The organism is Paenibacillus sp. GYB003, assembly GCF_036577625.1.
Classification (GTDB): domain Bacteria; phylum Bacillota; class Bacilli; order Paenibacillales; family NBRC-103111; genus Paenibacillus_AB.
Window position 1 is genome coordinate 12,443 of the sequence record NZ_JARBDC010000093.1, and the last position, 13,403, is coordinate 25,845.

The 13,403-nt window shown below is 61.6% G+C and carries 11 protein-coding genes; 1 reads left to right on the forward strand and 10 read right to left on the reverse strand.

The genetic code is table 11. The features are described from left to right. Positions 1–18: 18 nt before the first annotated feature. The 6 genes from PV407_RS29380 to PV407_RS29405 all read right to left on the reverse strand — a co-directional run bounded on the left by PV407_RS29380 (position 19) and on the right by PV407_RS29405 (position 7,781). Positions 19–1,077 (reverse strand): Gfo/Idh/MocA family protein, encoded by a 1,059-nt coding sequence (locus PV407_RS29380; protein WP_332093578.1) that lies wholly within the window; start codon positions 1,075–1,077, stop codon positions 19–21. 83 nt (positions 1,078–1,160) lie between these two features. Next, a complete protein-coding gene (locus tag PV407_RS29385; RefSeq protein WP_332093579.1) occupies positions 1,161–1,964 on the reverse strand; it encodes a pyruvate, water dikinase regulatory protein in 804 nt (267 codons plus the stop codon). Between the two features lie 17 nt (positions 1,965–1,981). Next, positions 1,982–2,623, reverse strand: coding sequence for a helix-turn-helix transcriptional regulator (locus PV407_RS29390; RefSeq protein ID WP_332093580.1), 642 nt, complete (start codon positions 2,621–2,623; stop codon positions 1,982–1,984). Positions 2,624–2,754: 131 nt separating this feature from the next. Next, positions 2,755–5,565 carry a pyruvate, phosphate dikinase gene (gene ppdK, locus PV407_RS29395; protein ID WP_332093581.1) on the reverse strand — a complete coding sequence of 937 codons (2,811 nt, stop codon included), beginning with the start codon at positions 5,563–5,565 and terminating at the stop codon, positions 2,755–2,757. Then, positions 5,558–5,722 carry a GapA-binding peptide SR1P gene (locus tag PV407_RS29400; RefSeq protein ID WP_332093582.1) on the reverse strand — a complete coding sequence of 55 codons (165 nt, stop codon included), beginning with the start codon at positions 5,720–5,722 and terminating at the stop codon, positions 5,558–5,560. Before PV407_RS29400 ends, ppdK begins: the two co-directional genes overlap by 8 nt. A 226-nt stretch (positions 5,723–5,948) precedes the next feature. After that, complete coding sequence (locus tag PV407_RS29405; protein ID WP_332093583.1) at positions 5,949–7,781, reverse strand: ABC transporter ATP-binding protein; 1,833 nt, start codon at positions 7,779–7,781, stop codon at positions 5,949–5,951. Between the two features lie 163 nt (positions 7,782–7,944). On the opposite strand from PV407_RS29405, the gene PV407_RS29410 reads away from it, so the two are divergent. Continuing rightward, positions 7,945–8,433 (forward strand): Hsp20/alpha crystallin family protein, encoded by a 489-nt coding sequence (locus tag PV407_RS29410; RefSeq protein WP_332093584.1) that lies wholly within the window; start codon positions 7,945–7,947, stop codon positions 8,431–8,433. A gap of 25 nt (positions 8,434–8,458) precedes the next feature. Here PV407_RS29410 and PV407_RS29415 read toward each other — a convergent pair whose 3' ends face one another. The 4 genes from PV407_RS29415 to PV407_RS29430 form a co-directional block, all read right to left on the reverse strand. After that, complete coding sequence (locus PV407_RS29415; RefSeq protein WP_332093585.1) at positions 8,459–8,959, reverse strand: DinB family protein; 501 nt, start codon at positions 8,957–8,959, stop codon at positions 8,459–8,461. Positions 8,960–8,984: 25 nt separating this feature from the next. Then, positions 8,985–9,815: an alpha/beta hydrolase family protein gene (locus tag PV407_RS29420; protein WP_332093586.1), complete on the reverse strand. Its 831-nt coding sequence runs from the start codon at positions 9,813–9,815 to the stop codon at positions 8,985–8,987. A 169-nt stretch (positions 9,816–9,984) separates the two neighbouring features. After that, complete coding sequence (locus PV407_RS29425) at positions 9,985–11,274, reverse strand: neutral/alkaline non-lysosomal ceramidase N-terminal domain-containing protein (protein WP_332093587.1); 1,290 nt, start codon at positions 11,272–11,274, stop codon at positions 9,985–9,987. 115 nt (positions 11,275–11,389) lie between these two features. Further along, entirely contained in the window at positions 11,390–13,045 is a 1,656-nt protein-coding gene (locus PV407_RS29430) for an extracellular solute-binding protein (protein ID WP_332093588.1), read from the reverse strand. Between the last annotated feature and the right edge of the window lie 358 nt (positions 13,046–13,403).

A 13,403-nucleotide genomic window follows, 5' to 3' on the forward strand; every position in this document is an offset into this window, starting at 1 on the left:
TTTGAATGAAGAACGGGATCAGAACGCGATTTCTTTGCCTTGCTCGGCGGACTTGTAAATGCCGCACAATATTTTCATCATTTCGACGCCGTCGTCGACCGGGCTGATCGGCGTTTTGCCGGTCAAGCAGCAATCGACGAAATGGTCGATCTGGTTTTGGAACGCTTCCTTCACGTTCAAGCCGAGCGAATTGACCTGCGGCGTCACGTTCAAAATCGTATCGTATTTCTCGGTGACGATCGCCAGCTCCGGCTCGATTTCGCAACCGCCCTTCGTCCCGTACAGCTTGGCGGACACTTCGTTTTGCTTCGCGTGCAGCGTGAAGCTGACGTCGACCATCAGCGAGGCGCCGTTTTCGAACCGGACGATCGCGTTCGCCAAATCTTCCACCGTATTTTTCGAAGCGTCGTAATCCGCCGCCTTGTAAAAGTTCAAATGCTTCACGTTCGCCCGGTTGCCCAGACGGTTGTACGTATTGCCGCTGATCGACTTCACTTTCGGACGGCCCATCAAGTACCAGCATACGTCGATCATATGGACGCCGAGATCGATGAGCGGGCCGCCGCCGGAGCGGGCCTTGTCCGCAAACCAGCCGCCCGGATTGCCCAATCGGCGCAAGCAGGACGCCTTGGCGTAATAAATGTCGCCGAAGTCGCCGTTGTCGATAAACTGCTTCAGCATTTGCGTGTTGGACGCGTACCGGCGCACGAAGCCGACCTGCACCAGCTTGCCGGTCCGGCGCACCGCCTCCTGCACCCGCAGCGCTTCCTCCACGGTCGTGCTGAGCGGCTTCTCGACCAGCACGTGCTTGCCCGCGTTCAACGCCTGGACGGCCAGATCGGCGTGCGTATTGTTCCACGTGCAGACGCTGACCGCTTCCAGCTCGGAGTCGGCCATCATGTCGGCGATGCTCGTGTACACGTTGGCGAAGCCGTACTTCTCGGCCAAGTTTTTCGCGCGCTGCTCGTTCAGATCGCAGACGGCGTACATGTCGACGTTCGGGTTGTTTTTATAGGAGCCCATATGCAGCTCGGAAATCGAACCGGCCCCGATTACCCCTACTTTCAGCTTGCTCATCCCTCGCACTCCTTTAGGCATGCTAATTCGAATATCCTTCTCTAGGATAGCGGAGATGCGGAAGGGAGACAACCTTTATTTGCTCACAAATACCCTAAAATGACGCCGGCCGTTTCCTCGATCGCCTTGTCGGTCACGTCGATGACCGGACAGCCGATCCGCTTCATGATCGCATGGGCGTATTCGAGCTCCTCGGATATGCGCGCCAGTGTCGCGTATTTCGCCCCGTACGGCAATCCGACGGCGCGCAGCCGCTCCGTCCGTATTTTGAGCAGCTGGTCCGCGTCCATCGTCAGACCGACGACGCGGTTGCCGGGAAGCTGCAGCAGCTGCTGAGGCGGCTTCACCTCCGGCACGAGCGGGAAATTGCCGACCTTGTACCCTTTGTGCGCCAAAAAGATGCTCAGCGGCGTTTTCGACGTGCGCGACACCCCGATCAGCACGATGTTCGCCTGCATGAGCAAATTGGAGTCGCGGCCGTCGTCGCATTTGACCGCGAACTCGATCGCTTCGACGCGCCGGAAATAGGCGTCGTCCATTTCGTGCAGCAGGCCGGGCTTGCGCTTCGGCGAATCGTTGAACGTATCGATGAACGCCTGCATCATCGGCCCCATAATGTCGACGGCGCGTACGGAAAGCCGGATCGATTCCTCCTTCATCATCTCGCGCAGCTCCGGCTGGACGAGCGTAAACGCGACGAAGCCGCCGCTTCGCGCCGCCTCCTCCACGACCGCCTTCACTTCGTCTTCGTTTTTGATATGGCTGACCCGCTTGATTTTCACCTGGTGCGCGTCAAACTGCCGGATCGTCGCCATGACAACCGCTTCCGCCGTCTCGCCGACCGCATCCGAGCAAATGTAGATGAACTGCTGTCGTTCCACGCTCATTTCCGTTCCTCCCACGTTTACGTATCGATGGCGCCGGTCATGCCGACGAGCAGCTTCGTCATCGTCGTCTTCGTAATGCGTCCGACGACCTCCCATTTGGCGGGATCGTCCGGATGACGGACGACGACGGGCAAGCCGTCGACCTGATGGTGAATCATTTTGCGTCCGGCGTCCAGCACCGTATCGTCGGGCGAAACGGTCACGACGTTCGGATGCCGGGTCATGACGAGACCGACGGGCATCGCGGAGGCGCCGGGATTGCCGAGCGTCACTTTCAGCAAATCTTTGCGCGAGATGACGCCGGCGAGCGCCCCCGAATCGTCGGCGACGATCAGGCTGCCCACGTTTTCCATAAACAGCGTCACGACCGCGTCGTTCACCGTCGCCGACTCGCGGATGACGACCGGCAGCGACTGGACGTCCTTCACCTTCATCATGGCGATGCCGGCGGCGCCGGGCTCGTCCCGGGTCGACGCTTGCCCCGGAAAATATCCGACTTTCGGCTTCGCGTCCAAATGGCCGAGCATGACGAGCAGCGCCAGATCGGAACGAATCGTCGGACGGCTGAGCTGAAGCATTTCCGCGATTTGTTCGCCGGTGATCGGCGCGTGCAGCCGCACGAGCCGAACGATTTCCAACTGGCGTGGCGATAACTGCATGACAGCCCCCTTCTCCGAACGGAAGCCGAAAGCGGTTTGCGCTTTCGGCTCGTTCGACATTGTTATCTATTATGTTAGCTCGGATTTCGATCCATTTCCAGTGCGCCGCGAAAAGTTCGGCCGGACGGCGATCAGGACGCGTCCCTGCCGGCGGTCCAAGCCGGCTCGCGCTCCGCTTCGCCCGGCCGCGGGGCCGTACCGAGCGCGAGGCGCGCCTGCGCGGCCGCGATGCGGGCGAGCGGAATGCGGTACGGCGAGCAGCTGACGTAGTCGAGGCCGGCGGCGTGGCAGAAGAAGATCGATTGCGGATCGCCGCCGTGCTCGCCGCAAACGCCGGTTTTCAGCTCGCGGCGCGCCGCCTTCCCTTGATGCAGCGCCCATTCGATCAGCCGGCCGACGCCTTCGCGATCCAGCGTCTGGAACGGGTTGTGCGGCAGCAGCTTATGGTCGACATAATGGGTCAAAAACTTGCCTTCGGCGTCGTCGCGGCTGCAGCCGTACGTCATCTGCGTCAAATCGTTCGTGCCGAACGAGAAGAAATCGGCGCATTCCGCGATTTGTCCGGCCGTCAAGGCGGCGCGCGGCACCTCGATCATCGTGCCGACCTTGAAACGGCACCGGTCCGCCTCGCCGCCGAGCACCCGCTCCGCCGTACGCTCGATCCGTTCCCGCAAAAAGCGCAGCTCGTTGACGTGCCCGACGAGCGGCACCATTACCTCGGGAACGACGGCGACGCCTTCCCGCAAGCAGGTCAGCGCCGCGAGAAACACCGCCTCCGCCTGCATGTCGTATATTTCCGGGAACAGCACGCCGAGCCGGCAGCCGCGCTGGCCGAGCATCGGATTCGCCTCGTGCAGCGAGCGCACCTTGCGCAGCATCGCCTCGAGCTCGCGCAGCGACTCGCGGCGATCGTTCGCGGCGGCCCCTACGTCCGCGGCGGCGGCGTTTTCGGCGGACAGCTCGGCGATGCGCTGGCGCAGCTCATCCGCGTTCGGCAAAAACTCGTGCAGCGGCGGATCGAGCAGCCGGATCGTGACGGGGAGCCCGTCCATCGCCCGGAACATCCCTTCGAAGTCGCTCCGCTGCATCGGCAGCAGCTTGGCGAGCGCCGCCTCCCGCTCCCGCTTCGTCTCGGCCAAAATCATCTCGCGCACGGCCGGCAGCCGGTCCGGCGCCAAAAACATATGCTCCGTGCGGCACAGTCCGATCCCCTCCGCGCCGAATTCGCGCGCTTTCGCCGCGTCGGCGGGGTTGTCCGCATTCGCCGCGACGCGCAGCGTGCGGATGCCGTCGGCCCACTCCAGCAGCTTCGCGAGCTCGGCGGACATGTCCGCCGCGCGGAGCTGCACTTCGCCGCGGATGACCCGGCCGCTCGAGCCGTCGATCGACACCGCCTCGCCTTCGCGAATGACCGCGTCTCCCGCGCGGAACTCGCGCGCGTCGAGGTCGATGCGCGCCTCCTCGCAGCCGCATACGCACGGCTTGCCCATGCCGCGGGCGACGACCGCCGCGTGGCTCGTCATGCCGCCGCGGCTCGTGAGCACGCCTTCGGCCGCCAGCACGCCGTGAATGTCCTCCGGCGTCGTTTCCGCGCGGACCAGGATGACGCGGCGGCCGGCGCGCGCCCATGCTTCGGCCGTATCGGCGTCGAAGACGGCGATGCCCGTAGCGGCGCCCGGCGAGGCCGGAAGGCCGGTTGCGACGACGTCGAGCCGTTCGCCTTCCGGTATGGCCGGATGAAGCAGCTGATCCAGATGCCCGATCTCGATGCGCGCGATCGCCTCTTCCCGGGTCAGCAGTCCTTCCTCGACGAGATCGACGCTGATTTTCATCGCCGCCTGGGCGGACCGTTTCCCTCCGCGCGTTTGCAGCAAATACAGCTTCCCGTGCTCGACCGTAAACTCGATATCCTGCATGTCGCGGTAATGGCGCTCCAGACGCTCCGCCGTCCGCTGCAAACTTGCGTACACGTCCGGCATTTGCCTCGCCAGCTCGGCGATCGGCAGAGGCGTACGGACGCCGGCGACGACGTCTTCGCCCTGCGCGTTCGTCAAATATTCGCCGAACAGCGTCTTTTCGCCGGTCGACGGATTGCGCGTGAACACGACCCCGGTCCCGCAATCGTCGCCCTTGTTGCCGAACACCATCGCCTGAACGTTGACCGCGGTGCCCTGCTCGTCCGGAATCCGGTTCACTTTGCGGTACACTTTCGCCCGCTGGTTGTTCCACGAACGGAACACCGCTTCGACGGCAAGCCGCAGCTGCTCCGAAGCGGACTGCGGAAACGGCTTCCCGCATTCGCCCGTGATCAGCGCCTTGTACCGGTCGACGAGCCGCTTCCAGCCTTCCGCGGGGACGTCGCGGTCGTGCTCCGATCCCGTTTCGCGCTTCAGCTCGTGCAGCAGCTTCTCGAAACGGATCGGCTCGATGCCGAAGACGACGTTGCCGAACATCTGAACGAGCCGCCGGTAGCAATCGTAGGCGAACCGCTCGTTGCCCGACGCGGCCGCGACGCCGCGCACCGTCTCGTCGTTCAGTCCGACGTTCAGAATCGTGTCCATCATGCCCGGCATCGAGGTGACCGAGCCGGAGCGGACGGAGACGAGCAGCGGGTTCGCCGCGTCGCCGAACGTCTTCCCTTGCTTGCGCTCCAGCTCGCGCAGCGCCGACTCCGTCTCGGCCATCAATCCGTCCGGAAGCATGCCGCCGCACGCATAGTACGCGCGGCACGCCTCCGTCGTAATCGTAAAGCCCGGAGGAACGGGCAGCCCGGCGTTCGTCATCTCCGCCAGGTTCGCTCCCTTGCCGCCGAGCTCCGCCTTCATTCCCGCGTTGCCTTGCTCGAACGATTTCACCCAGCCGGCGCCCGCGCCGGCCGGTATACCGCTTTCGCCCGCACCGGCGGTGCCGCCGCGGCTCGTATTTGCTTTGCCGTCAATCATGCTCCGTCTCTCCTTGTCGCGGCCCTTTCCGGCATGAATCTTCCCGGCAGCAGCCGTACAAGACGGTTACCTTTTCGGTTTCGACTTCATCAATCCAACGACCGCAATGCTGACAAATGATGAGTCCCAACTTCACGCTTTGACCGATCGATTTCATGCCGGTTCGCCTCCGTCATTTGAATTAAGATATACTGCTTTCGATAAAGCTTAAAAAAACCTTATATAATACATACCATATAAATAAATATGACGCAATATATATTTGCGCCGGTTTTTTGCGCGAGGATCATTCCCATCTATACGCAGCAAGGCGGCAAAACAGAACGCGCACACAAAAAAATAGCCGGACGGCCGCCGCCGTCCGGATCCATTATGACGTCATATTAGCGAATGGCTTCCGCATCCGCGTGAATGCGCAGCTGATTTTCGGCGAATTCCCGGTACATCGGGTGCGAGGCGATCAGCTCGGCGTGCGTGCCGATTCCCGTCACGACGCCTTTCTCGATAAATACGATGCGGTCGGCGTCGACGACGGTCGACAGCCGGTGGGCGATCACGAGCGTCGTCCGCCCGGCCATCAAATTGTCGAGCGCCTGCTGCACGGCGATTTCCGACTTGCTGTCGAGGCTCGACGTCGCTTCGTCCAGCATGAGCAGCTTCGGATCGCGCAGCAGCGCTCTCGCAATCGCGATGCGCTGCCGCTGGCCGCCCGACAGCTTGACGCCCCGCTCGCCCACTTCCGTCTCGTAGCCGTTCGGGAGGTCGCGGATAAAGCCGTCGGCGTAGGCCATTTTCGCCGCGTGCTCGATTTCCGCCTCGGACGCTTCGCGGTCCGTTCCGTAGCAAATGTTGTCGCGAATCGTTCCCGCCACGATCGGGCTGTCCTGCGAAACGTAGCCGATCCGTTCCCGCCACCCCTCGAGCGACAGCTCGCCGATCGGCTCCGCGCCGAACCGGATCGTTCCCCGCTGCGGCTCGTAGTAGCGCTCCAGCAGCGAAAACAGCGTCGTTTTGCCGCCGCCGCTCGGACCGACGATGGCGGTCACTTGGCCCGGCTCGATCGTAAACGTAACGTCGCGCAGCACCGGCTCGCCTTCCTTGTAGCCGAACCCGACGCGGTCGATCGCGATCGGCAGCTCCCGGTCCGCGACGGCTCGGCCGGTTCCGTACCGTTCCTCGTCCGATCGGAGGGTGGCGACGATTCGTTCCGTAGCCCCCATCGCCTTCTGAAACTGCGTGAAAAACTGCGAGATTTGCGTCGCCGGCATGACGATCTGGAACAAGTAGAGCAAAAACGCCACGAGCTCGCCGGCCGTCATCAGTCCGGACGACACGCGCACCCCGCCGTAGCCGATCAGAGCGACGACGAGCCCCATGACGACGAGCATCATGACCGGCGTGATCCACGCCTGCACTTTGCCTTCGCGCACGCCGTACCGGTACAGCTTCTCGATCCCTTCCTTGCCGCCGGCGTATTCGCGGCTTTCCGCGTTCGACGATTTGACGAGCCGGATTTCCGACAGCACCTTGTTCAATACGGCCGTTAAGCCGGCCGTTTCATCCTGCATCCCTTTCGAGATTTTGTACATTTGCCGGCCGAGCGGAGCCATGATCGCGACCGTGACCGGGATTGCCAGCAGCATGACGAGCGTCATTTTCCAATCCATCGCGAGCAAGATGACGACGGAGCCGATCATCGAGATGACGCCGTTCAGCGTCCCGGACAAATGCTCGGCAATGAGCCCGCGCACGATGCCGGTATCGTTCGTCATGCGGCTCGTCAGCTCGCCCGTTTGGCTGTTGTCGTAATACGACACGGGCAGCTTGAGCAGCTTGCCCCACAGCTTGTCGCGAATGCCGGCGACGATCGCGTGACCCGACCGGCTCAGCAAATAGATCGACACGCCGCCCGCCGCGCTTTGCAGCAAAAAGGCGACGACGAGCATGACGATGTGGGCCGGCTGCAGCCGGTCGAGCGAGAAGCCGTCGACCAAGTTTTTCGTAAACAGCGGAATGACGAGACTGACGCCGGTGCTCGCCAGGCTGAGCAGCAGGGCGGCGGCCAGCTGAAGCTTGGGCGGGTTCGCGCCGCGAATCAAGGCGAGAAACTGCCGCCAGTTGCCGGTCGCCGGGTTCGAAGCGTTCGTTTCGTTCGACGGGCTCGTCGGGCTCGTCGGGTTCGTAGGGTTCGTCGGGCGGATTGGGTTCGATTTCATGTCCGTTCTCCTATCTGTTGGTTGTCGTTTGTGTTCTACGGACAGCTTACAGGCCGACTATGAACTGAATATGAACGGATCGGAAATCGGACGAAGCGGACGCGAACGCGGGAGGGCGAACGCACATACAGATAAGATAAGACCATAACGGGAGAGATGATGCATGAACGGGGAAAAAAGGCGGAGGTCGCCCGGAGACGCGGAGCCCGGTTTCGATTGGAGACGGTTCGAGCAGCTGTTCGACGACCTGTTTCCGAATGCGATACCCGGTTTGAAGGACGGTTCGTTTTCGAAAATCGGCCAGTTTGTGCGAAGCGTCATGGACCGCGCGGTGCCCGGCGAATCGGCGGCGCCCGTGGCGGGGAGCGCCAAAAAGACGGGGCTGTTTCAAGCGGAAATGACGGAAACGAGGCGGTACGTGAAGGTGCGCATCCGGATACCGGATTACGTCGATCCGCGCAAGCTGCAGCTGTTCGTCAACGGCGCGGCGCTGAAAATCGAAGGGCCGCTCGGCAACAGGCAGACGTTTCCGCTGCCCGCCCCCGTCGTCCTCAAGTCGATGGAGGCGGACTATCGCGACCGGGCGCTGTATGTCCGGCTTACGAAAAAAAGCGGCTCGGGGTATAAGGAAATTTACGTCCGTTACCCTTGACCGCTTTCGCCGGTTCTTTATGCGACTAACGTTTTGCCCGAGGGATCGACGTCGTAACGTACCGATCCTTCAGCTGCGTCTTGGCGATGAACAGCACCTGTCCCAAATGCTCGGAAAAATGGCAGCCGATTTGGTTCAGCACTTCGAAGACGGTCGTTTGCTTGCCGCGAACGTCGACGCCGCGCAGCCACTCCTCCGGCTTCAGCTTCTCGAGCGCTTCCTGCAGCAGACCGATCGTCCGGTCGACCGATTCGAGCAGCTCCGGCTTCGAGAGCGCAACGCCGATATCGAACTCGGCGTCCCGATCGCGCGTATCCGGTTCGCCGAATAGATTCGACAATATGCGCTGGCGGGCGTTGCCTTCCAGATGGACGACCAGATTGGCAATGCTGTTGTCCTCTTCCCCCGGGCGCCAATTCAGCTGCTCGTCGCTCAGCTGACCGATCGCCGCCTTGAGCCGTTTGCCGATATCGGCGAACTTATGCTCCAGAAACGTTTTGGACAAGCCGTAAAATTCGCTCCCCATTCCGATCGTCTCCCTCACGTCTATGTTAGATTTCCCAATTGTGCCATTCCCGCTTCCGTTTCTCGCTGAAATTCAGCCAGTGAAGCGTTTTGTCGTACAGCTCGCGCTTGCTTTCGCCGGACGAATACGTATGATCCGCCTGAAACACGAGCTCCATGTCGCATTGTCCGTACGAGCGCATCCAGAACAGCTTCTGGTACAGCGAGCAATAATCGGCCGGAATGACCCGGTCCGACGTGCCGTGCGCCAGGAAAACGTCGCCGGAAAACTTGCGGATTTGCGCGAAGGGCTGATGCGCCGACAGCGAGTCGAAGAAGGCGGGGCGCAGCGTGTAGCCCATATAGTCGGCCGACCCGTAACGGACCGCGTCGTCGTACGTGTTTTGCCCGACGATGCGCAAAATGTCGTTGAACGGATGGGCGACGGCCGACCAGAGCAGCAGCGTCTTGACGCGCCGATCCTGCGCGGCCGTGAGCAGCGCGACCGCTCCGCCCAGGCTGTGGCCGAGCAGCGACACCCGGCCCGCATCGACATAGTCGATATCGAGCGCGTAATCGAGCACGGTGCGGGTTTGCTCGATCATCGAGTCGAGGCCCCCTTCGCCGTAATCGCCCGTGCTTTCGCCGCATCCGGCGTAGTCGAACCGCAGCACCATGTAGCCGGCGGCCGCAAATTTGCGCGAAGCGCCGACGAACAGCCGGTCGACGCCGATCCGGTTGCCGATGAAGCCGTGACATATAACGATAAGCGGACATTGTCCCCCCTGGTTCCCTTTGTTTTCCCCCGCCGCGGCCGGGTAATGCAAAGTCGCTTTCAGCTCGTTTGAACCGTATCCGATCGTTAATGCCCGTTCCATCTGTCCGCTACCTCCTTGGCGGCCGCCGTTCGACTTCGAATAGCGCCCCCGAAAATTAACTTATAATTCCTATGTGTTTACTATGAATTAACTGTATCACCTCATTTTGCTTCTGTCAACGTTTATTCGATCCGTTCGGCTTGGCCGCTTCCGATGCGTTTGCCGCTAGTTATTCGTGTACGATTCGCTCCATATGTCCGCGAACCGTTTCTTCGACGCTTTCGTCGAACGTGCTCGGCATATGGAAATAGTATGTCGATAATACCGGCTCGTATCCGCCGTATCCGATCTGCTCCTTCGTCGGAACGTAACCGATCATTCCGTTCGAATACGGCACGGGCAGCACCGCATTGCCGGAAATCCGCTTCAGGAACAGGCCGTACTCGACGACGACTTCGGCGTTCATGGCGAGCAGCGACAGCCCGTCGCCGATATCGAGCCGGCTCATCTCGAGCGTCAGCTTGTCCGTTCTTTCGTCCAGCATCGCCAGCATGGCGGCCGCCCATTCGTCGTACGGCGGCTCGCCCTTCGCCGCCGTTCGCTCCAGCTGCCCGCGGTCCGGGAGCGGCTTCAGCCGGAGCGGCACCGACACCGTTTTCCACTGCAGCGCGGCCGGCTTGACGGGCTCCGTCCCGCCGTCCAACACATCGGCGACCGTATCGGCCAGCTTGGCCCCGAAGTAGTCGATGATCGCGTAATCGTCGGTCAATTCGGGCGGAGCGCTCGCTTTGAAAATGTTGATGTCGCCGCAGGCGCCCTGCAAAAACAAGCAGACCGCCCCGCCTCCGAGCCGCCGCTCGAGCGCTTCCATCGCGGCCCCCGTGAATTCGGACGACGCGCGGTTTACGGTCGTCGTCACCGGGTGGCAGGCGTAATGGACGACGACCGCCTTCGTTGCTCCGGAACGGCCGCGGACGCGCAGCACGGTTACTTCCGGGTCCATCGGCCCGTCAAGATTCGGCCCGCCGAAAACGCGGCCGTTTTCGTATTTGCGGCGCTGCACGCCGATGGCGGACCGGCCGGAGCCGCGTTCGAGCGTCGCCGGCTCCGCATCGGCCGCGGCTTGCCCGACCGCCTCGATGAGCTTGTTTTCCAAAAACTCGACATAGTCGGCGTCGGCCCGACCGAGCAGCCGGTGAAAGCGGAAGCTCGTCTGCGGACCGGAATGGCTGTGCGTCGCGTTCAGCAAAATCGCCCCCGGCTCCAAACCGAACCGTTCCCGCAGCTTGGCCCGAATATGCGGAACCCGGTCGGAGCCCCACCACAGCAAATCGGCGGAAACGACGACGGCGCTGCGCGTTTCCCCGTCGTCCCCCCGCTGCCTCATATAAAGCGCCCTCAAATACAGCCGGCTTTGTACGCCGTCCATCGGCTTGTTGTCCCTGACCGCGAATCCGGCCAGCGGCACGGGCTTTTCCGGCGTAATATCCGTCTTGGCGGTCCCGATTTCCACAATCATGCGCAATCTCCTCCTCGTCGAATCCTGATACGTTATGCCCACATCATATCGCCGCGGAGACGGCTCGCGCCTGCCAAACGATGCCTTGCGCCGGACATTTTCGGAGGAAGATCGGTCAGTCCGGACTGAACGTAATTTTGCGCCCGAGCGCGTTCGTCATTTGCTGCGCGTACGTTTCGAAAATCGCTTTCCCTTTGTGCGCTTCGAGCAGCTCGGCCATATAGACGGGCCATTTCGCCGAATTTTGATCCTCGAACAGCGTCTTTACGTGCATCGCCCGCATCTCTTTGCGGTAGGCGCCGATATCGAGCCCCGGCGGGGGCGCCACGTTCGTGCCGAGCTCGTACAGCTTGAGCGACTTGAACAGCCGCAAAATGGCCCTATCGTGCTCCGTCTCGCGCGGATCGACCAGCTCCAGGCCGATCGGGGACGGATCTTTCACTTTGTAGGAAAAAGCGCTCCCCCATACTTCCGTAAAATGGCCGTTCGCGACGATATCTTTCTGGATCGCTTCGGGAATGAGCGTAATCCGGTTACCCTCTTTCTTGTAATGGACGTTTTCCTTCCCGACGTTCGCCAGCAGCCAGCCTTCGGGGCTCGCCAAATAATCCAAAATTTCGATCGTGCGCCGCGCCTTCGCCTCGGACGTTTTCGCGCCGATCAAAAACGGGATTCCCGGCAGCGGGGCGTAGGCGACCGGGATATCTCCGGCTATATGGAACGCCTCGAAGGCGACGTTTTCGCCGCCGGTCATCTCGCGCATTTTCTTTTGCACGCTGCCGTTCGAATGATCGAAGGCGATGTCGCGCACGTTGCTGAAAAAAATGCCGACCTTCCCCTGCTGCACTTTGCTGATGTTTTCTCCCGCTTTATTTTTAAACCAATCGGGGTCGATAATTTTCATATTCATCATGTCGCGAATGTCGTCCAGCACCTTCGCGGTCCGCTTGTTCGTGCCGCTGTCGACGAACCGGTTCACCTCGTCGATGAAAAAGCCCGGCGTCAAGCCGTTTTTGAACCATTGCGGCATATCGTTCGGAATCGCCATGCCGGAGCCGGTCGTCGTATAGCCGTACGTGTCGTTTTTGCCGTTGCCGTCCGGATCGCCGAACGTGAATGCTTTCATGACGGCGATCATTTCGTCGTAATTGGTAGGCACTTTCAAGTTCAGGGCCGGATCTTTCCGGTTCAGCGCGTCGATCCAATCTTTGCGCACGTAGTACGCGCCGTAATACGCTTTGGAAAACGGCACCGGCGCCCGTTTGAACGTATGGTGCACCTGATACCGCCTCAGCTCGTCCTGGGTCACCCACTTGAAATAGTTCGGCATGTTTTGCGGCGTCACGTAATAGCTCAAATCGGCGGCGTCGCCGTCGACGATGTAGCCGTACGACTTCGAGCCGTCGGCGTGAAACAGATCCGGCGCGTTGTCCGAGGCGAGCAGCTCGTTCAGCTTGCTCGTATACATGTCGCCCATCGGCATATAGTCCAGCTTGATATCGACTTTGAATTTGTCTTCGATCGCTTTTTTGATAAAATCCTTGCCCCCGGTCGGCAGGCTCGGACCGCTCGACGGGATGGCGATCATCCAGTGCAAGCTAAGCTTGTCTTCCTTTTGCTCCGGCGGCGGCTTCGCCGGCTCGGGCGCCTGACCGGCCGGCTCGGCGGTCTGCGGCGGCGATTCGCCGCAGCCGGACAGCGCGAGCAGGGCGGCGGCGAGCAGCGGCACGGCGACGGCGGCTCTGCGCGGCGGCTTAAGCGGCTTGATCATTTGCGGCGGATACCTCCTTTCGGACGCGAAAATGTCCATGATCCCTTTTCGACGGCGCCGCCCGTTCTCCTGCCGGCAGCGCGGAAAACGGGCGGCGCTGACGAGCGAAAACCGTCGGCCTCCGCAACGTAACGGACGCCACGGCGCTTATTTCGCGAAAATCGGCCGTTTTCCGGCCGCCATGTCCGTTAGACACTTGGAACTTGGACCCGTCCCGCCTCCGCCCCATGCTTGCCGTCCGCTCCAATTCCCGACGACGCCGGCGCAGATCAACCGAGCCGGTATCGCCGTTACCCGCCGCCGGCAGCTGGAAACCCGCTCCGGCTTTGTAGATCGGGACGGACGGTCTATTCTGTGC